Below are 18,901 nucleotides of genomic sequence, written 5' to 3' on the forward strand. Positions count from 1 at the left end.
AACAAAAAATCCCGGAAGCCGAAGCTTCCGGGAATCTTTTGGAGGTGACGACCAGATTTGAACTGGTGGATGAGGGTTTTGCAGACCCTTGCCTTACCACTTGGCCACGTCACCATATTTAGGAGTGAATTTCCACTCCTGTTGGAGCGGCCGACGAGGCTCGAACTCGCTACCTCCACCTTGGCAAGGTGGCGCTCTACCAGATGAGCTACGGCCGCATATTCGGTGCATTTTACCTTGCACCCATCATTTCTGATGCCCTGAAAACAAGTTTCAAAGTAGGTGAAAGCTTACGCTTTCTTGGTGGCGACCCGGATCGGGCTCGAACCGACGACCCCCAGCGTGACAGGCTGGTGCTCTAACCAACTGAGCTACCGGGCCATATTGGAGCATCTGTTGCTACTCCGTTATGGAGCGGCGGACGAGGCTCGAACTCGCTACCTCCGCCTTGGCAAGGTGGCGCTCTACCAGATGAGCTACGGCCGCATATTGGAACCCCTGCTGGGTTTCCTTGACTGGTGCCTCCGATCGGAATCGAACCAATGACACGGGGATTTTCAGTCCCCTGCTCTACCGACTGAGCTACAGAGGCGCACCGGACGATGATTATTATACCTGAAATTTCGATTTTGTAAAGGGGTAAATCCGAATTTTTTTCAGAAAATTGAAACTTTCTTGATTTTGGTCGTTCCAGCGCGTAAAATAAGAATGACTTTTTTCAACCTGCTTTCGGCGCATCCGGCACAGGACGTGCTGTGTGCGGGCGTGCCAAACAGAAATTGACAAATTCAACAACCTATGGTTTAATGAAAATGAAATGATTCAGGCGCTTTTGCCCTTTTTCTCTGTGCATACCTATATTATAGTAAGAAAAGGGCAGAGGCGTTTTATGATTTGACTACAGACGGCCCGCTTTTTGCAAGAAAGGCCGGGCCGGGAGGAGCAGCATGGCAAAAAAACAGGAATATGGCAACGAGAGCATTACTTCTTTGAAGGGTGCCGACCGTGTGCGCAAGCGCCCGGCCGTTATCTTTGGCTCAGACGGCGTGGAGGGCTGCGCCCACTCCATCTTTGAGATCGTCTCCAACTCCATCGACGAAGCCCGCGACGGCCACGGCGATACCATCAACGTGACCCGCTGTAAGGATGGCAGCGTTATCGTTGAGGACTTTGGCCGCGGTATGCCCGTGGACTGGAACAACGGCGAGGGGCGCTACAATTGGGAGCTGCTGTTCTGCGAGATGTATGCAGGCGGCAAGTATGGCGAGGGTGAGGATAACTACGAGTTCAGCCTTGGCTTGAACGGTCTGGGCCTGTGCGCTACCCAGTATGCTTCTGCATGGATGACCGCCGATATCTACCGTGACGGATACCACTATCACCTTGATTTTAAAAAGGGCGAGAATGTGGGCGGCCTGCAGAAGGAAGCCTACAAGGGCCGCCGCACCGGCAGCATCATTCACTGGAAGCCGGACGACGAGGTGTTCACCGACATCGATGTGCCCGGCAGCTACTATAAGGATACCCTGCGCCGTCAAGCGGTGGTCAACGCAGGCCTGACCCTGAACTTTACCGATGAAAAAGAGAAAGACCCTGCCACTGGCAAGGCGTGGTACGAGAGCTGGTGCTATGAGCACGGCATCGCGGACTATGTGGCCGAGGTGGCAGGGGAGGATACCCTGACCCCGGTATTCAGCTGCGAGAGTGAGGCATCCGGCCGAGACCGCGAGGACCAGCCGGATTACAAGGTGCGCATGAGCGCGGCGTTCTGCTTCTCCAATAAGGTGCAGATGCTGGAATATTACCACAACTCTTCCTGGCTGGAGCACGGCGGCAGCCCGGAGCACGCGGTGCGCACCGCCTTTGTCTACCAGATCAACAAGTACCTGAAGGAAAAGAACCTCTATAAAAAAGGTGAGAGCGCCATCAGCTTTCAGGATGTGCAGGACTGTCTGGTGTATGTCTCGTCCAGTTTTTCCACCCGCACCAGCTACGAGAACCAGACCAAAAAGGCCATCACCAACAAATTCGTCTCGCAGGCTATGACCGACTTCCTCAAGCATTATCTGGAAGTGTATTTTCTGGAAAAGCCGGACGAGGCCCAGAAGATCTGCCAGCAGGTGCTGGTGAACAAGCAGAGCCGTGAGCATGCGGAAAAAACGCGCCAGAGCATCAAAAAAACGCTGTCCACCCAGATCGACCTTGCCAACCGTGTGCAGAAATTCGTGGACTGCCGCACCAAGGATGCATCCCGCCGCGAGCTGTATATCGTGGAGGGCGATTCCGCTATGGGTGCGGTCAAGTCCAGCCGCGACAGTGAATATCAGGCCATCATGCCCATCCGCGGCAAAATTTTAAACTGCCTGAAGGCCGACTATGCCCGCATCTTTAAATCGGATGTCATCGTGGATCTCATCAAGGTGATGGGCTGCGGCGTGGAACTGGGCGGCAAACACAACAAGGAGCTGGCCACCTTCAATCTCGATAATCTGCGGTTCAATAAAATCGTCATTTGTACCGATGCCGATGTGGACGGCTACCAGATCCGCACGCTGGTGCTCACCATGCTCTACCGCCTGACCCCGACCCTGATCGAGAAGGGCTATGTGTATATCGCAGAGTCGCCGTTGTATGAAATTACAACGAAAGACCGAACTTATTTTGCCTACACCGAGCCGGAAAAGACAGCGTTTCTGGAAGAGATCGGCGAGAAAAAATACACCATCCAGCGCTCCAAAGGCTTGGGTGAGAACGACCCAGAGATGATGTGGCTGACCACCATGAACCCGGAGAGCCGCCGTCTGATCAAGGTGATGCCCACGGATGTGGTGCAGACCGCGCAGGTGTTCGATATCCTGCTGGGTGATAACCTTGCAGGCCGCAAGGAACACATTGCGCAGCACGGCGCAGAATATCTGGACGATCTGGATGTGAGCTGATGATTTTAAATTGCCTCCGCTTGCGCTCTGGCAATGACAGAGGTAACGTTATTTTAATTTGGTGATTTGTCGCAGCCTGCGGGCTGCTCCAAATCACGTTTTCACGAAGAAAGCCCCAATGGGTCACGGCATTTTAAGGGAAAAATGCAGAAAACCGGAACGGCTCCATCTGTGAAAGAGCAGCTCAGGATGGCCCGCAGGCCATCCTGAGCTGCAAAAATAAAAAATATTTTCCGCTGAATATGGGCAGAGCGAGAGCGGCGCCCATTTAAAATCGTCAAGAGGTTAGAAGATGCCTAGAAAATCGACCAAGAAAACACTCAAGCCGGTGCGCCCGCAGCTGGGCGACGGCGTTGAAATTTTAAATGCCGGCAGTGTGCTGGAGGACCCCATCACCCGCACGCTGGAAACCAACTATATGCCCTACGCCATGAGCGTTATCGTCAGCCGCGCGCTGCCAGAGATCGACGGCTTCAAACCGGCGCACCGCAAGCTGCTGTACACCATGTACGAGATGGGCCTGCTCAAGGGCGCACGCACCAAGTCTGCCAACATCGTGGGCAGCACCATGCACCTGAACCCCCACGGCGATGCCGCCATCTACGACACCATGGTGCGCATGGGCCGCGGCAACGAGAGCCTGCTGGTGCCCTTTGTGGACAGCAAGGGCAACTTCGGCAAGGCCTACAGCCGGGATATGTCCTGCGCTGCTGCCCGTTACACGGAGGCAAAGCTCGAGGGTGTGTGCGAGGAGCTGTTCCGGGATATCGACAAGGAGACCGTGGACTTTGTGCCCAACTACGACAGCACCACCACCGAGCCTACCCTGCTGCCGGTCACATTCCCCACCATTCTGGCAAACAACACGCTGGGCATCGCGGTGGGCATGGCCTGCAACATCTGCTCGTTCAATCTGGCAGAGCTGTGCGCCACTACCGTGGCCCTGATGAAGGACGAGCACCACGACATCTCCACCACCATGCCCGCCCCGGACTTCGTGGGCGGCGGTCAGATTTTGTACGATGAAGCGCAGATGCGTGAAATTTACGAGAACGGCCGCGGCAGCGTGAAGGTACGCGCCCGCTACAATGTGGTGCCGGGCGAGAACATGATCGAGGTCACCCAGATCCCGCCAACCACCACGGTGGAGGCCATCATGGACAAGATCGCAGAGCTGGTCAAGGCCGGCAAGGTCAAGGAAATCAGCGACATGCGTGACGAGACCGACCTGAATGGCCTGAAGCTGACACTGGACCTCAAGCGCGGCGTGGATGCCGACAAGCTGATGGCAAAGCTGTTTAAGGCTACCCCTCTGGAAGACAGCTTCAGCGCTAACTTCAATATTCTGGTGTCCGGCCAGCCCCGCGTGATGGGCGTGCGCGAAATTCTCAAGGAGTGGACGGCCTTCCGCGTGGAGTGCGTGCGCCGCCGCACCTACTACGACCTGCACGGCAAGGAAAAGCGCCTGCACCTGCTCAAGGGTCTTGCTGCCATCCTGCTGGACATTGACAAGGCAATCAAAATTATCCGCACCACCGAGGAAGAGACCGAAGTGGTGCCCAACCTGATGATCGGTTTTGGCATCGATGAAGTGCAGGCCGACTATGTGGCCGAGATCAAGCTGCGTCATTTGAACCGGGAATATATCCTCAAGCGCACCAGCGAGATCGAACAGCTGGAGAAGGACATTGCCGACCTGAACGATATCCTTGCAAAGCCCGCCCGCATCCGCCGCATCATCATCAATGAGCTGAACGATGTTGCCAAGAAGTACGGTCAGCCCCGCCGCAGCGAGATCCTGTACGATCTGCCTGAGGAAGAGAACGGCTCCGAGGAGGAAGAAGCGCCGGATTACCCCGTGACGGTGTTCTTTACCCGCGAGGGCTACTTCAAAAAGATCCCGCCGCAAGGTCTGCGCACCGCCGGTGCCCATAAGCTGAAAGAAGGCGACGAGATCGTGCAGCAGATCGAGACTCGCAACAACGTGGAAGCGCTGTTCTTTACCGACAAGCAGCAGGTGTACAAGGTGCGTCTGGCAGAGCTGGAGGACGGCAAGGTGGCCCAGATGGGCATTTTCATCCCGGGCCGTCTGGGCATGGACGAGGGCGAGAACGTGCTCTCCATGGTGATCACCAGCGACTACAGCGGCTATATGCTGTTCTTCTTTGCCAGCGGCAGGTGCGCAAAGATCCCGCTCAGCTCCTATGCCACCAAGCAGAACCGCCGTAAGCTGCTCAAGGCCTACTGCGACAAGGAACCGCTGGCGAAGCTCTTCTTCCTGCAGGAGGAGACCGAGCTTGCCATCCGCACCAGTGCCAGCCGGATGCTGCTGGTTGGCACGGCGCAGATCGCGGCCAAGGCCACCCGCGACAGTCAGGGCGTGGCAGTGGTTACTTTGAAAAAGAACCAGACCATCGCTTCGGTGGTGCCTGCGGACACGCTGGAACTGGCGAACCCCCACCGCTACCGGGTGCGCAGCCTGCCCGCCACCGGTGCGCTGCTCCGCGCCGAGGACGAGGGCGAGCAGATGAGCCTGCTGTAAAAAAACTCCCCCAGTCTCGCATTCGCTCGACAGCCCCCTCTAGGATGGGGCCTTTGGCATGGCGGCAAAGCCTCTGGTTGAATTGCAAAGTATCCGGTTTCGCCAGAGGCTCCCTCTCCGAGGGAGCTGGCACGGCGTAAGCCGTGACTGAGGGAGTTCAAGCAGTAGCGGAGACAATTTTAAATCGTTTCTATATAAAAGAGGAAACTGCAATGCAAAACATCGACCTGATCTGTGTGGGCAAGCTGAATGCAAAATATTTCGCCGAGGGCGTGGCCGAGTACCAGAAGCGCCTTGCCGCCTTCGCGTCCTTCCGCATCATCGAGCTGCCGGAGGAAAAGATCGAGGAGAAGAACGCCTCGGATGCCGTGGTAAAAAAGGCACTGGACAAGGAGGGCAAGGCCATTCTGTCCAACGTGCGCAAGGGTGCTGCCATCGTGGCCATGTGCATTGAAGGCAGGCAGATCTCCTCCGACGAGCTGGCCCAGTTCCTTGCCGACCGCGCAAACAGCGGGGCAGGGGATGTGGCGTTCGTCATCGGCTCGTCCCACGGCCTGTCCGATGAGGTGAAAAAGGCCGCTGCACTCAAGTTCAGCATGGGACGCATCACCATGCCCCACCAGCTGGCCCGCCTTGTGCTCACGGAGCAGATCTACCGTGCCTGCACCATCAATGCAGGGATGAAATACCATAAATAAGTGCAAAAACCGGTCTGTTCCCCAAAGCAGGCCGGTTTTCGGCTTTACAAGCGGCGCAAAACATGGTACAGTAAAGATACTGTGCTTTCCCTTTGAAAAGCACGCCCGGCAGTGGGGAAAGCTGCCGGAACGATACAACAACGACACGGCAAACCAGCCGCGGACGGAAAGGATGTACTACAATGGAACAGAGCGAAAAGACCCTTGATATGATCGTCAATCTCTGCAAGAACCGTGGTTATGTGTTCCCCGGTTCCGAGATCTACGGCGGTCTGGCCAACAGCTGGGATTACGGCCCGCTGGGCGTCGAGTTCAAGAACAACGTCAAAAAGGCATGGCTGAAGAAATTCGTGCAGGAGAGCCCCTACAATGTGGGTCTGGATGCAGCCATCATCATGAACCCTCAGACCTGGGTGACCACCGGCCATGTGTCCAGCTTCTCGGACCCCCTGCTGGACTGCCGCGCCTGCAAGGCGCGCCACCGCGCCGACAAGCTGATCGGCGAGGAGCACCCCGAGGTGAACGTGGATGCCATGAGCTTTGACGAGATGGATGCTTTCATCGCAGAGCATGAGGACATCGTCTGCCCCGTCTGCGGCAAGCACGATTTTACCCCCATCCGCAAGTTCAACCTGATGTTCAAGACTGCCATCGGCGTTACCGAGGACAGCTCTTCCACCTGCTATCTGCGTCCTGAGACCGCACAGGGCATCTTTGTCAACTTTGCCAACATCCAGCGCACCACCCGCCGCAAGCTGCCCTTCGGCGTGTGCCAGGTGGGCAAGGCCTTCCGCAACGAGATCACTCCGGGCAACTTCACCTTCCGCACCCGCGAGTTCGAGCAGATGGAGTGCGAGTTCTTCTGCAAGCCCGGCACCGATCTGGAATGGTTCGCTTACTGGAAGGACTATTGCGAGAACTGGCTGCTGAGCCTTGGCATCAAGAAGGAGCACCTGCGCCTGCGTGACCACGAGCCTGCAGAGCTGGCCTTCTACAGCCGCGCTACCACCGATATCGAGTACGCCTTCCCGTTCACCGACTGGGGTGAGCTGTGGGGCATCGCGGATCGTACCAACTACGACCTGACCCGCCATCAGGAGGCTTCCGGCAAGAGCCTGGAGTACTTCGACAGCGAGACCAACGAGCACTACATCCCCTACGTCATTGAGCCGTCTCTGGGCTGTGACCGTGTGGCTCTGGCTTTCCTGTGCGAAGCGTACGACGAGGAGCACCTGACCGACAGCAAGGGCAAGGAGGATATCCGCACCGTGCTGCATCTGCATCCGGCTCTGGCTCCCTACAAGTGTGCCGTGCTGCCCTTGAGCAAGAAGCTGGGCGAGAAGGCTATGGAGATCCGCAACGAGCTGAGCAAGTACTTCATGGTGGATTACGACGATACCGGTTCCATCGGCAAGCGTTACCGCCGCGAGGACGAGATCGGCACCCCGTACTGCATCACTGTGGACTTTGATACCGTGGGTGACGAGGCCAAGGGCATTGCCGCCGACAACTGCGTCACCGTCCGTGACCGCGACACCATGGAGCAGGTGCGTATGCCCATCTCCGAGCTGAAAGCTTATATCGAGAGCAAGATCGAGTTCTGAGAAAATTTCGCTTTCAGTCGATAAAAAACAGCCCCGCCGTTGCAATTTCGGCGGGGCTGTGCTATAATACAAATAAAGAAAGTGCTGTCTGGCAAACGGTCAGTACCTTTCCGGCGCGATAATCAAAAGATGACCGCTCAGGTTTGGACGCTGAGGGCGGTCATTTTTTGTTGTTGAAGATCTTCCACGCGATATCGAAAATGCCAAAGCTCACGGTTGCAAGCAATGTGAGCAGAGCCAGAGTTTCTAAAAGCGTCATGAAGCATCACCCCCTTCGCTGCAAAGCGTCGGGGTACGACAAAAATGTTCGCCTTCCCGACGCAGGGCCGAAAAGGCATAGACCGCCTGCCGTATGTAGACAGCACTCTCAAGAGACAGTATAACAGACGTTTCCTGCTTTTTCAACAGCGGGAGGTGTCTGTTTTCTTTTTACTGGACAGAACGGCTTGTACCGGGTATACTGAAAAACAGAAAAACATGATTTTTACACCGCAGGAGGTTCTACCGTGGAAAACTTTGACGAACTGCTGAAAAAATATGCCGATTTCATCGTCCGGGTGGGGGTGAACCCGCAGCCGGGCCAGACCCTCATCATCAACTGCCCGCTGGAGGGCGCGCCGCTGGCGCGGCTGTGCGTGCGCAGTGCCTACGAAGCCGGTGCCCGGGATGTGCAAGTGAACTGGAGCGATGACGCTGTGGCCCGTGCCCGCATGGAGCTGGGCAGCGAGGAGGCCCTGACCGACCTCAAGCCATGGCAGCTGCGCCGCTATCTTGACTATGCTGAAAGCGAGGGCGGCGTGTGTGTACTGCATCTCATTGCGGACGACCCGGAGCTGTATGCGGGCATTGACGGCAATAAGATCAGCAGGGTGAATGCCGCCCGCCGCGCCTTTATGGAAGAGTGGCAGGAATACACCATGAACGACCGGGTGCAGTGGTCCATTGCGGCCCTGCCCAGTGTGCCGTGGGCAAAGAAGGTCTTCCCGGAGCTGGACGCGGATGCCGCCATGGAAGCGCTGTGGAAGCTGATCTTTGACGTGTGCCGGGTCACCGGCGGCGACCCGGTGAACGAGTGGAAGGCCCATATGGAGCGGCTCAGCACTCTGCGGGATAAAATGAACGCGCTGGACTTGGAAAGCGTGCATTTTGAGAGCAGCAACGGCACGGACCTGACCGTGGGTCTTGCGGATCGGGCTGTGTGGGAAAGCGCCGCCAGCAAGAGCGAAAAGGGAGTGGTGTTCCTGCCCAACATCCCCACGGAGGAAGTGTTCACTGCGCCCCACAAGGACAGGGTAGAGGGCGTTGTCTACGGCACAAAGCCCTATGTGTTCAACGGCCAGCTCATCAAGAACTTCCGTGTCACCTTTGAGAAGGGCCGGGTTGTGGACTACCACGCCGAGCAGGGACAGGTGCTGCTGGGCCGTCTGCTGGACGGCGACGAAGGCTCCCGCAGCATTGGCGAAGTGGCACTGGTGCCGGCAAGCAGCCCCATCAACCGCAGCGGCAAGCTGTTCTACAGCACGTTGTTTGACGAAAATGCCGCCTGCCACATCGCGTTCGGCGCCAGCTACCCCGGCACCACGAAGGGCGGCACGGCGCTGACGAAGGAAGAGCTGCTGGCCCGCGGCATGAACCAGTCCCGCCTGCACGAGGATGTGATGATCGGTGCAGAGGACAGCCATATCACCGGCAAATGCCGCGATGGCCGCACCGTGGAGCTGTTCCGGGACGGCGTGTGGGTGCTGTAAAAGACCCTGCGGCGAAAAAAATCTGCGAAAATGCTTGCATAATCGCGGGATGTATGGTATATTCTAGTAGTACGATATAGTTTAACCTGAAACGTGGGCCGCAAGGTCCGCGTTTCTTGTTTGTTTGGAGGTTTTTTATGGCGAAGCAGTCTGGCGGCAACACCGCCCAGAGAGTCGAAGCGCTTGTCCGCCCCACCGTGGAGGGCATGGGCCTGCGCCTGTGGGATGTGGTTTTTGAAAAGGAAGGTCCGGACTGGTATCTTCGCGTGCTCATCGACAAGGACGGCACCATGGATACGGACACCTGCGCGGATGTTTCCCATGCGCTGGACCCCATCCTTGACGAGGCAGACCCCATCGACCAGAGCTATTATCTGGAAGTGGGCAGCCCCGGCCTTGGCCGTAAGCTGACCCGCCCGGAGCACTATGAAGCCCTCAAGGGCCAGAAGATCCGGGTAAAGCTCATCCGCCCGAATGCAGACGGCGTGCGTGAGTTTTCCGGTATCCTGACAGGCCGCGAGGGCAGCACTGTTACGGTGAACACCGATGCGGGCGCTGTCACCTTTGAGGTGAACGCCGCATCCAGTGTGAACCTGTGCGATGATGAAGACCTGTTTGACTAACATAGATAGAGAGTAAATTACAGGAGGAACCCGAAAAATGGCAGCAGCGAACAATGAATTTTTTGAAGCTCTCTCCATGCTGGAGCACGAGCGCGGCATCACCGCAGAATACCTGATCGAAAAGATCAAGGCTGCGATCATCATTGCCGTCAAGAAGAACTATGAGGTGGAAGAGGACCACGTGAAGGTGGATATCGACCCCGCCGCAGGCCGCTTTGACGTGGCCCTGATCCAGGACGTTGTGGCCGACGAGGACTGGTACGACGAGCACTCTGAGATCGGCATTACCGAGGCACAGAAGATCCGCAAGAGCTACGAAGTGGGCGACCGCATCGTGACCCCCCTCAAGACCAAGGACTTCGGCCGCATTGCAGCCCAGACCGCAAAGCACGTGATCCGTCAGGGCATCCGCGAGGCTGAGCGCAGCCAGCAGCTGAGCGAGATCCAGTCCCGTGCACACGACATCGTGCAGGCCACCGTTACCCGCGTGGACCCGGAGAAGGGCATCGTTGCTCTGGATCTGGGCAAGGGCGGCGAGGCTATCCTGCCCCACAACGAGCAGGTGCCCGGCGAGGTGTACACCGAGGGCCAGACCCTGCAGGTCTACGTTGTGGATGTGGTCAGCACTGAGCGCGGCCCCCGCGTTATGATCAGCCGCACCCACCCCGGCCTTGTCAAGCGCCTGTTTGAGCTGGAAGTGCCCGAAATTTTTGACGGCACTGTGGAGGTCAAGGCCATCAGCCGCGAGGCCGGTGCCCGCACCAAGATGGCTGTTTGGAGCAAGGACCCCAACGTGAACCCTGTTTCCGCCTGCATCGGTGAGCACGGTGCACGTGTAGCTGCTGTTGTGGAAAAGCTGGGCGGCGAAAAGATCGACATTGTGAAGTGGAGCGAGGATATCTCCGAGTTCATCTCCGCAGCACTGAGCCCCGCAAAGGTGGTCAAGGTGGAACTGCTGCCCGGCGAGACCCGTTCCTGCCGTGTGACCGTGCCCGACCAGCAGCTGAGCCTTGCCATTGGCAACAAGGGCCAGAACGCACGCCTGTGTGCACGCCTGACCGGCTACAACATTGATATCCGCCCCGAGAGCGGCTATTATGGCGAGGAAGAGCCGAAGAAAGAAGCCGAGACTGACACCGAGTAATTCCGGCGCAGATGGCCAAAGGAGGGAAACCGGATGGCACAGAAAAAGATCCCTTCCCGCCAGTGCATCGGCTGCATGACCAGCCGCCCCAAAAAGGAGCTGGTGCGTGTGGTGCGTGCACCCAGCGGAGAGATCAGCATTGATCTGGTCGGCAAAAAGCCGGGCCGCGGCGCGTATCTCTGCCCGAACCCCGACTGCCTGACCAAGGCAAAAAAGAAAAAGGCGCTGGAGCGCTGCTTTGAGCAGCCGGTTCCCGCCGAAGTTTATGAGGCTCTGGCCGCACAGCTGGCCGAAGCCGCAAAGGAGGCAGCAGCAAATGGCAAAGAAGAATAACACCCCCGCAAAGCCCAAGCTGCCGCCGGAGGAAGCGCTATATCAGGCGCTGAGCCTGTGCCGCAAGGCGGGCGCACTGACCATGGGCTTTGATGCCGTGGAAGATGCCTGCGTCAAGAGCAAGGCATGGCTGGTGATGGTGGCAAGCGATGCCAGCGCCAAGACCGTGCAGCGTCTCGACTATTCTGTGGGCGATCTGGTGGATGTGATCACCATGCCGCTTACGCAGGATAAACTGGCCGATATCAGCCGCAAGCCTGTGGCTGTTTACGCGGTGACTGACCGCAACCTCGCAAAGCTCTGCTTTGACCGCCTGTCGGACTGCGGAGCAATCAAAAATGAGGAGGATATGACCGAATGATCGTAAAATATAAAGTGAGTGATTTTGCAAAGGACCTGAACCTTTCTGCCAAGAAGGTCCTGGATGAGCTGAACGCCATGGGCAGCACCGGCAAGAAGAACAGCTCCAATCTGGAAGAGAACGAGCTGAACTACCTGCTGGAAAAGTTCAGCAAGGATAACAGCGTGGCAAATCTGGACGAATTCCTGAACAGCGCCAAGGCCGCAAAGGAAGAGCCGAAGCCCACTGAGAAGAAGGCCGAGAAAAAGCCCGAAGCTCCCAAGGCAGAAAAGAAACCGGAGCAGCCTGCCGCCAAAAAGGCAGAGCCTGCCCAGCAGGATAAGAACGGCAATAAGCATAACGAAAAGAAGAACGAGCAGCACAAGAAGCGCGAGGAAAAGACCGTTTCTCTCAGCGAACTGGCTCGTGAGACCGGTGCCAAGGCATCTGCTGCTCCGGCACAGGCTGTGTCCGTGCGCCGCGAGGACAATCAGGTCACCGTGGATACCCGCACTGTGGATATGAACGTGGACCGCTTCGATGCCCGTTACGATGATCTGGCTTCCACCAAGAACACCGAGAACCGCCGCAAGCCCACCCCGCAGGGCAACAAGCAAAAGTTCACCCAGCGCGGTCAGCGCCAGCGCCAGCAGTTCCAGAAGGGCAAGCGCGAGACCGAGTTTGAGCGTCTGCAGCGCATCCAGCTGGAAAAGGCCCGCAGCGCACAGCTGAAGGTGATGATCCCCGACGAGATCACCGTGGGCGAGCTGGCTGCCCGCCTGAAGCAGCAGGCCGGCAAGGTCATTGCCAAGTTCATGCAGATGGGCGAGATGCACGCCATCAACGACGTGATCGATTTTGATACCGCTTCTCTGCTGGCAGAGGAGTTCCACGCAAAGGTCGAGCACGAGGTGCATGTGACCATCGAGGAGCGCCTGTTCACGCAGGAAGAGGATTCGCAGGAGGACCTGGTGGAGCGTCCCCCGGTGGTCTGCGTTATGGGCCACGTTGACCACGGCAAGACCAGTATTCTGGATGCCATCCGCAAGACCAACGTCACCGCAGGCGAGGCCGGCGGCATCACGCAGGCCATCGGTGCATATCAGGTCAAGGTCAACGACAGCCTCATCACCTTCCTGGATACCCCGGGCCACGAGGCATTCACCTCCATGCGTGCCCGCGGTGCCAACATGACCGATATTGCAGTTCTGGTGGTTGCTGCCGACGACGGCATCATGCCCCAGACCATCGAGTCCATCAACCACGCCAAGGCTGCAAATGTCAAGATTATCGTGGCAATGAACAAGATGGATAAGCCCACCGCAAACCCCGAGCGCGTGATGGAAGGCCTGACCAAGTACGGCATCATCACCGAGGACTGGGGCGGCGATGTGGCCTGCATCCCGGTGTCTGCCCTGACCGGCATGGGCATCAACGACCTGCTAGAGCGCATTGCTCTGGAAGCTGAGGTCATGGAGCTGAAGGCAAACCCCAACCGCCGCGCCAAGGGTGCGGTCGTCGAGGCCCGTCTGGACAAGGGCCAGGGCCCCATTGCCACCATTCTGGTGCAGAACGGCACCCTGCACTCCGGCGATGTGATCATTGCCGGTACCGCTGTGGGCCGCGTGCGCACCATGCGCAGCGACAAGGGCCAGCTGCTGAGCGATGCCGGCCCCTCTACCCCTGTGGAGATCACCGGCCTGACCGCAGTGCCCGAAGCAGGCGACCTGTTCGAGGCTGTTGAGGATGAGCGTCTGGCCCGTGAGCTGGCCGAACAGCGCGTTGCTGCCGCTAAGGAAAAGCAGTTCTCCTCCTTCCAGAAGGTCACTCTGGATAACCTGTTCAGCCAGATGGCTCAGAACGACATGAAGGAACTGGCCATCGTGGTCAAGGCCGATGTGCAGGGCTCTGCCGAGGCTGTGAAGCAGAGTCTGGAGAAGATCTCCAACGAAGAGGTGCGCGTGCGCGTCATCCATGCCGGTGTCGGTGCCATCAGCAAGTCCGACGTGGATCTGGCCGATGCCTCCAACGCCATCATCATCGGCTTCAACGTCCGCCCGGACAATGTGGCCAAGGAAGAAGCTGCTGCCACCAAGGTGGAAATGCGTATGTACCGCGTCATCTATGATGCCATCAACGATGTCACCGACGCTATGAAGGGCATGCTGGCTCCCAAGTTCCGCGAGGTGTCTCTGGGCGAGCTGCAGGTCCGTCAGGTGTACAAGATCTCCAATGTGGGCACCGTTGCAGGCTGCCGCGTGACCAGCGGCAAGATCACCCGCGACAGCAAGGTGCGCGTGGTGCGTGACGGCATCGTGATCACCGAGGACGAGATCGCATCCCTGAAGCGCTTCAAGGATGATGCCAAGGAAGTGGCCGAGGGCTACGAGTGCGGCGTTACTCTGGCAAAGTTTGCCGACGTTAAGGAAGGCGACGTGTACGAAGCCTTCAAGATGGAAGAGTACCGCGATTAAGATCTGAAATAACCCTCTCCGTCATTGCTGGCGCAATGCCACCTCCCCCGAGGTGGGAGGTTTGCAGAGAAACGGAACGTTTGCCGTATCCACGCAAAAAGCTCGCCCCTCGGGAGAGCTGCCGAGCGAAGCGAGGCTGAGAGGGTTTTCTTTTATAGGGAGAAATACTATGTCTCAGAAGAATATGGGCCGTCTGGCGCAGGATATGAAGCGCGAGATCATTGCCATCATCGGCAGGCTGAAGGACCCGCGTCTGGAGGGCGGCCTGCTCACCGTCACCCGTCTGGATGTGACCCCTGATCTGGATGTGGCCAAGGTGTATGTGAGCGTGATGGGCCGCGAGGACGGCCCAAAGCCCGCCATCGAGGCACTGAACCGCGCGGCAGGCCATGTGCGCACTGAAGTGAGCAAGAAAATGCACATCCGCAAGGCTCCCCGCTTCATCTTCGTAGAGGATGACGGTGCCGCCTATGCAGCCCACATCAACGAGCTGCTCCGCACGCTGAACGTGAACGGCGACGCTGACACCGAAGCCAGCGCACCGGAGGAGACCGAAGAATAATTCCGCCTGCGGAAAGGATGGATCATGGAATGACAGAACAGTTGAATGTGCAGCAGATGGCCCAGCGCCTGATGACGGCGGACAACATTTTGATTCTGTGTCACAAAAACCCGGATGGCGATACCATTGGCTGCGGCAGCGCGCTGTATTGTGCACTGAAAGCACTGGATAAAAACGCGGCAGTGCTCTGCTCCGATGCCATTCCCAACCGGTATGCGTTTACCAACGCACATATGTTCAAAGGCGAGTTTGAGCCGCAGACTGTGGTAGCGGTGGATGTTGCCAGCGTGCAGCTGTTTGGAGAAAACAACGGTATGCCGCAGTTCTCGCGCCATGTGGACCTGTGCATCGACCACCACGCAGGCAACAGCGGCTATGCCGACTTCACCTTGCTCAATGGCAGCGCCGCAGCGGCGGCAGAGCTGCTGTACGAGGTGATCAACGCCATGGGCGTTGCCATTACGCCGCACATTGCAGACTGCCTTTACACCGGCCTTGCAACCGACACCGGCTGCTTCCGGTTCTCTTCCACCACGGCAAACACCCACATCGTGGCGGCAAAGCTCATTGAGGCGGGCTGTCATGTGGAAGAGCTGAACACCCTGCTGTTCGATACCAAGCCCCGTGAGCGCATGGAGGCCGAGCGCATTGCCCGCAACCATCTGGAATACTATCTGGATGGCCGGTGCGCGCTCATCTACCTCACCCGGGACGAGATCGAGCAGAGCGGGGTGGACCCGGCCGATCTGGAAGAACTGACCAGCCTGCCTGTGAGCATTGAGGGCGTAAAGGTGGGCCTGACCCTGCGGCAGCAGCCCGGCGGCAGCTACCGTATCAGTGTGCGCACCGCAAAGGGCGTGGATGCCTGCGCCATCGCCCGGCGTCTGGGCGGAGGCGGTCACAGCTGCGCTGCAGGCTGTGAGCTGCTGGGCAATCTGGAAAACGCAAAAAATGCAATTCTGGCAGAGGTGGAAGCCGAGCTGGACGCACCGCAGGAGGAAGCATAAATGCAGGGCATCCTGATCGTTGACAAGCCCATGGACTGGACCAGCTTTGATGTGGTGGCAAAGCTGCGCGGCGTGCTGGGCACCCGCAAGCTGGGCCACAGCGGCACGCTGGACCCCATGGCCACCGGCGTGCTGCCGGTGTTCTGCGGCGGTGCCAGCAAGGCAGTGGACCTGCAGCTGAACCACGATAAAAGCTACCGTGCGGTTTTAAAACTGGGCGCGCGCACCGACACCGGCGATGTGACCGGCACTGTGCTGGAAACGGCTCCGGTCACGGCGGGCGAAGGGGAACTGCTGGCCGTGCTGCCACAATTCGTCGGCCCGCAGATGCAGGTGCCGCCCATGTACTCGGCCATCAAGCTGAACGGTCAGCCGCTGTATAAGCTGGCCCGTGAGGGCGTGACCGTGGAGCGCAAGGCGCGCCCCATTGAAATTTACAGCATCACCTACGGCGGAAGCCCGGCAGAGAATGAGTATGCGCTGGATGTAACGTGCTCCAAGGGCACCTATATCCGCACATTGCTGGAAGACATTGCCGCCGCCATGGGCCAGAAGGGCACCATGAGCGCACTGCGCCGCACCTCGGCGGGCGTGTACACCGAAGCCGATGCCCACACGCTGGAGGAAATTCTTGCCGCAAAAGAGCAGGGCATGGACGCACTGGAAGCGCTGATGCTGCCGGTGGAAAGCGTGTTTGAAAGCCTGCCGCTGCTGGTGGTGGAGCCTTGGGTGGAACAGCATTTGTACAACGGCTGCCCCACCAGCCGGTATCCGGCAGCAGATGGCCGCTACCGGGTGCGCAATGCCGCCGGACAGTTTTTGGGCCTTGCCAATATCGTACAGGGTGTGCTGCGGGTGGAAAAACTGTTCGTAGAACGTAATTGAAAAAGGAAACAAAACCCATGCAGATCATTTCACAATTTGCACCGCTGCCGCTGGCGCAGCCGGAAAAAGGCACCGCAGTGGCAATGGGCTTTTTTGACGGCATCCACATCGGCCACCGTGCGGTGATCGAAAGCGCCGTGCAGTGGGCCAAAGAACACGATGCCGCCCCGGCGGTGTTTACCTTCAAGCTGCCGATGGTGAATAAGATGAAGGGCAAGCGCCTGCTTTCCACAGCGGATAAGCATGCTCTGATCGCAAGCCTTGGCGTGGAGTATTACCTCACGCCGGACTTTGAGGAGATCAAGGGCCTGACCCCGGAGCAGTTCGTGCTGGGCATCGTGCGGGACTGCAATGCCCGTGCGCTGGTCTGCGGCGAAAACTTTACCTTTGGCGCCAAAGCGGCCGGCAACCCGGAGCTGCTGCGCACCCTCTGCGCTCCGTTGGGCGTGGAGGTGATCGTGGTGCCCATGGCGCAGTTTGAGGAAAAGCCGGTGTCTTCCACCCGCATCCGCACCGCGCTGGAAGGCGGCGACATCCCGGCAGCAAACGCCATGCTGGGGATGCCCTACGCCATCCGGTTCGAGGTGCAGCACGGTGCAGGTCTGGGCCACACGCTGGGGGTGCCCACCATCAACCAGCTGTATCCCGAGGGCTTTCAGCTGCCCCGCAGCGGCATTTATATCACCCGCACCCGCATTGGCGGGGTGTGGTATCCTTCGGCCACCGGCCTTGGCAGCCGCCCTACCGTCAACGATGATGCCACCAAGGTGACCTGCGAGACCTTTATCCCGGGCTTTTCCGGCGACCTCTACGGCACCGACCCGGTGGTGGAGTTCCACGCCTACCTCAGCCCCAGCAAAAAGTTTGATACGCTGGACGAGCTGCGGGCCTGCATCAACAACGCTGCAAAGCGTGCACAGGAATATTTTGCATAAGAAAAAATCCCGTCTTCTGTTGCAGAAAGACGGGATTTTTTGCGCAAAAGCGCCTGTTTTATTCGTAGTCGATGGGTAAAGTGGGCAGACCGTTCAGTTCAAGGCCCGCTGTGTGGCCTGCAATGTACTGGTAATACCCCTGCGCCGCGATCATAGCGCCGTTGTCACCGCAGAATTTCAGCTCCGGCAGATAAACTTTTGCACCCAGCTTCTGGGCACCGTCGTTCACCAGCTGGCGCAGCCGTCCGTTGGCGGCAACTCCGCCTGCCAGACACACCTGCTTTGCGCCGGTGTCCGCTGCGGCCAGCAGCAGCTTTTCGGCCAGAATGCCCGCAATGCGGTCCTGAAAGCTGGCGGCAAGGTCGGGCACATTCACTTCTTCGCCCTTCATCTGGGCCTTGTTCACCTCATTGAGCACGGCGGTTTTCAGGCCGGAAAAGCTTACGTTGTACTTGCCGTCCACATGGGGCACCGGCAGGCGGTAGGCCTTGGGGTTGCCGGTCTTGGCGGCATTGGCCACGCTAGGGCCGCCGGGGTAGGGCAGACCCAGCGTGCGGGCCACTTTGTCAAAGGCTTCACCGGCGGCATCGTCCACCGTGTGGCCGAGGATGTGGTAATGGGTGTAGTCCTGCACCTCCACGATGTGGCTGTGGCCGCCGGATGCCACAAGGCAGAGGAAGGGCGGCTTCAGCTCCGGGTGGGTGAGGTACAGCGCGGCAATGTGTCCGCGCAGGTGGTGCACCGGCACCAAAGGCTTATTGGCCGAGTAGGCCAGACCCTTGGCAAAATTCACGCCCACCAGCACTGCACCGATGAGGCCCGGCGCAAAGGTGACGGCCACGGCATCCACATCGTCGATGGTCTTGCCTGCATCCAGCAGGGCTTTTTTGACCGTAGCGCTGATAAACTCGCAGTGGCGGCGGCTGGCGATCTCCGGCACAACGCCGCCGTAAAGAGCCTGTTCTTTTACGCTGGTGGAAATGACGTTGCTCAGCAGGTGCCGGCCATCCTCCACCAGAGCTGCGGCGGTCTCGTCGCAGGTGGATTCAATTCCCAAAATAATCATG

General features: G+C 58.4%; 15 protein-coding genes and 5 tRNA genes. 14 read left to right on the forward strand and 6 right to left on the reverse strand.

What is annotated here, in order from left to right; all coding sequences use genetic code 11:
* Positions 1 to 39: 39 nt before the first annotated feature.
* From DWV57_RS04925 to DWV57_RS04945, 5 genes are all read right to left on the reverse strand, one after another.
* Positions 40 to 114 (reverse strand) — tRNA-Cys (locus DWV57_RS04925).
* Positions 115 to 142: 28 nt separating this feature from the next.
* Positions 143 to 218, reverse strand: a tRNA-Gly gene (locus tag DWV57_RS04930).
* A gap of 86 nt (positions 219 to 304) precedes the next feature.
* Positions 305 to 381 (reverse strand) — tRNA-Asp (locus DWV57_RS04935).
* 29 nt (positions 382 to 410) lie between these two features.
* Positions 411 to 486: transfer RNA gene (locus DWV57_RS04940), tRNA-Gly, on the reverse strand.
* A 30-nt stretch (positions 487 to 516) separates the two neighbouring features.
* A tRNA-Phe gene (locus DWV57_RS04945) sits at positions 517 to 592 on the reverse strand.
* Between the two features lie 355 nt (positions 593 to 947).
* Between DWV57_RS04945 and DWV57_RS04950 the strand changes: the two genes are divergently transcribed.
* The 14 genes from DWV57_RS04950 to ribF all read left to right on the forward strand — a co-directional run bounded on the left by DWV57_RS04950 (position 948) and on the right by ribF (position 17,834).
* Positions 948 to 2,939, forward strand: coding sequence for a toprim domain-containing protein (locus tag DWV57_RS04950; RefSeq protein WP_120020158.1), 1,992 nt, complete (start codon positions 948 to 950; stop codon positions 2,937 to 2,939).
* Positions 2,940 to 3,231: 292 nt separating this feature from the next.
* Positions 3,232 to 5,481 (forward strand): DNA gyrase subunit A, encoded by a 2,250-nt coding sequence (locus DWV57_RS04955; RefSeq protein WP_120020159.1) that lies wholly within the window; start codon positions 3,232 to 3,234, stop codon positions 5,479 to 5,481.
* A gap of 212 nt (positions 5,482 to 5,693) precedes the next feature.
* Positions 5,694 to 6,179: a 23S rRNA (pseudouridine(1915)-N(3))-methyltransferase RlmH gene (gene rlmH, locus DWV57_RS04960; RefSeq protein WP_044954166.1), complete on the forward strand. Its 486-nt coding sequence runs from the start codon at positions 5,694 to 5,696 to the stop codon at positions 6,177 to 6,179.
* A gap of 182 nt (positions 6,180 to 6,361) precedes the next feature.
* Positions 6,362 to 7,783, forward strand: a complete 1,422-nt coding sequence (locus DWV57_RS04965) for a glycine--tRNA ligase (protein WP_097773884.1) — start codon at positions 6,362 to 6,364, stop codon at positions 7,781 to 7,783.
* 506 nt (positions 7,784 to 8,289) lie between these two features.
* A complete protein-coding gene (locus tag DWV57_RS04970; protein ID WP_118529231.1) occupies positions 8,290 to 9,531 on the forward strand; it encodes an aminopeptidase in 1,242 nt (413 codons plus the stop codon).
* A gap of 137 nt (positions 9,532 to 9,668) precedes the next feature.
* A complete protein-coding gene (rimP, locus tag DWV57_RS04975; RefSeq protein ID WP_005945397.1) occupies positions 9,669 to 10,154 on the forward strand; it encodes a ribosome maturation factor RimP in 486 nt (161 codons plus the stop codon).
* Between the two features lie 37 nt (positions 10,155 to 10,191).
* On the forward strand, positions 10,192 to 11,298 hold the full coding sequence (gene nusA / locus DWV57_RS04980; RefSeq protein ID WP_097773881.1) for a transcription termination factor NusA: 1,107 nt from the start codon (positions 10,192 to 10,194) through the stop codon (positions 11,296 to 11,298).
* A gap of 33 nt (positions 11,299 to 11,331) precedes the next feature.
* Positions 11,332 to 11,631: a YlxR family protein gene (locus DWV57_RS04985; RefSeq protein WP_005945403.1), complete on the forward strand. Its 300-nt coding sequence runs from the start codon at positions 11,332 to 11,334 to the stop codon at positions 11,629 to 11,631.
* Positions 11,615 to 11,992, forward strand: coding sequence for a 50S ribosomal protein L7ae (locus tag DWV57_RS04990; RefSeq protein WP_097780834.1), 378 nt, complete (start codon positions 11,615 to 11,617; stop codon positions 11,990 to 11,992). The genes DWV57_RS04985 and DWV57_RS04990 overlap by 17 nt, the downstream gene beginning before the upstream one ends.
* On the forward strand, positions 11,989 to 14,445 hold the full coding sequence (infB, locus tag DWV57_RS04995) for a translation initiation factor IF-2 (RefSeq protein ID WP_118529232.1): 2,457 nt from the start codon (positions 11,989 to 11,991) through the stop codon (positions 14,443 to 14,445). Before DWV57_RS04990 ends, infB begins: the two co-directional genes overlap by 4 nt.
* A 169-nt stretch (positions 14,446 to 14,614) precedes the next feature.
* Entirely contained in the window at positions 14,615 to 15,007 is a 393-nt protein-coding gene (gene rbfA, locus DWV57_RS05000; protein ID WP_005945412.1) for a 30S ribosome-binding factor RbfA, read from the forward strand.
* 17 nt (positions 15,008 to 15,024) lie between these two features.
* Positions 15,025 to 16,014 carry a bifunctional oligoribonuclease/PAP phosphatase NrnA gene (locus tag DWV57_RS05005; RefSeq protein ID WP_120020160.1) on the forward strand — a complete coding sequence of 330 codons (990 nt, stop codon included), beginning with the start codon at positions 15,025 to 15,027 and terminating at the stop codon, positions 16,012 to 16,014.
* Positions 16,015 to 16,899 (forward strand): tRNA pseudouridine(55) synthase TruB, encoded by an 885-nt coding sequence (gene truB / locus DWV57_RS05010; protein ID WP_120020161.1) that lies wholly within the window; start codon positions 16,015 to 16,017, stop codon positions 16,897 to 16,899. It abuts the gene before it with no gap.
* Positions 16,900 to 16,916: 17 nt separating this feature from the next.
* Positions 16,917 to 17,834, forward strand: coding sequence for a riboflavin biosynthesis protein RibF (ribF, locus tag DWV57_RS05015; RefSeq protein WP_118529235.1), 918 nt, complete (start codon positions 16,917 to 16,919; stop codon positions 17,832 to 17,834).
* Between the two features lie 58 nt (positions 17,835 to 17,892).
* Here the strand turns inward: ribF and tsaD are convergent, their stop codons facing one another.
* Complete coding sequence (gene tsaD, locus DWV57_RS05020; protein ID WP_097776634.1) at positions 17,893 to 18,900, reverse strand: tRNA (adenosine(37)-N6)-threonylcarbamoyltransferase complex transferase subunit TsaD; 1,008 nt, start codon at positions 18,898 to 18,900, stop codon at positions 17,893 to 17,895.
* Between the last annotated feature and the right edge of the window lies 1 nt (position 18,901).

Source organism: Faecalibacterium sp. AF10-46, from assembly GCF_003604105.1.
Lineage (GTDB): Bacteria > Bacillota > Clostridia > Oscillospirales > Ruminococcaceae > Faecalibacterium > Faecalibacterium taiwanense.

Bases quoted from the DNA above. Each gene is read 5' to 3' on its own strand.
- rimP (WP_005945397.1), top strand. From the start codon at position 9,669: ATGGCGAAGCAGTCTGGCGGCAACACCGCCCAGAGAGTCGAAGCGCTT.
- DWV57_RS04985 (WP_005945403.1), top strand. From the start codon at position 11,332: ATGGCACAGAAAAAGATCCCTTCCCGCCAGTGCATCGGCTGCATGACC.
- nusA (WP_097773881.1), top strand. From the start codon at position 10,192: ATGGCAGCAGCGAACAATGAATTTTTTGAAGCTCTCTCCATGCTGGAG.
- tsaD (WP_097776634.1), bottom strand. From the start codon at position 18,900: ATGATTATTTTGGGAATTGAATCCACCTGCGACGAGACCGCCGCAGCT.
- rbfA (WP_005945412.1), top strand. From the start codon at position 14,615: ATGTCTCAGAAGAATATGGGCCGTCTGGCGCAGGATATGAAGCGCGAG.
- rlmH (WP_044954166.1), top strand. From the start codon at position 5,694: ATGCAAAACATCGACCTGATCTGTGTGGGCAAGCTGAATGCAAAATAT.
- DWV57_RS05005 (WP_120020160.1), top strand. From the start codon at position 15,025: ATGGATCATGGAATGACAGAACAGTTGAATGTGCAGCAGATGGCCCAG.
- truB (WP_120020161.1), top strand. From the start codon at position 16,015: ATGCAGGGCATCCTGATCGTTGACAAGCCCATGGACTGGACCAGCTTT.
- DWV57_RS04965 (WP_097773884.1), top strand. From the start codon at position 6,362: ATGGAACAGAGCGAAAAGACCCTTGATATGATCGTCAATCTCTGCAAG.
- ribF (WP_118529235.1), top strand. From the start codon at position 16,917: ATGCAGATCATTTCACAATTTGCACCGCTGCCGCTGGCGCAGCCGGAA.
- DWV57_RS04990 (WP_097780834.1), top strand. From the start codon at position 11,615: ATGGCAAAGAAGAATAACACCCCCGCAAAGCCCAAGCTGCCGCCGGAG.
- infB (WP_118529232.1), top strand. From the start codon at position 11,989: ATGATCGTAAAATATAAAGTGAGTGATTTTGCAAAGGACCTGAACCTT.
- DWV57_RS04955 (WP_120020159.1), top strand. From the start codon at position 3,232: ATGCCTAGAAAATCGACCAAGAAAACACTCAAGCCGGTGCGCCCGCAG.
- DWV57_RS04950 (WP_120020158.1), top strand. From the start codon at position 948: ATGGCAAAAAAACAGGAATATGGCAACGAGAGCATTACTTCTTTGAAG.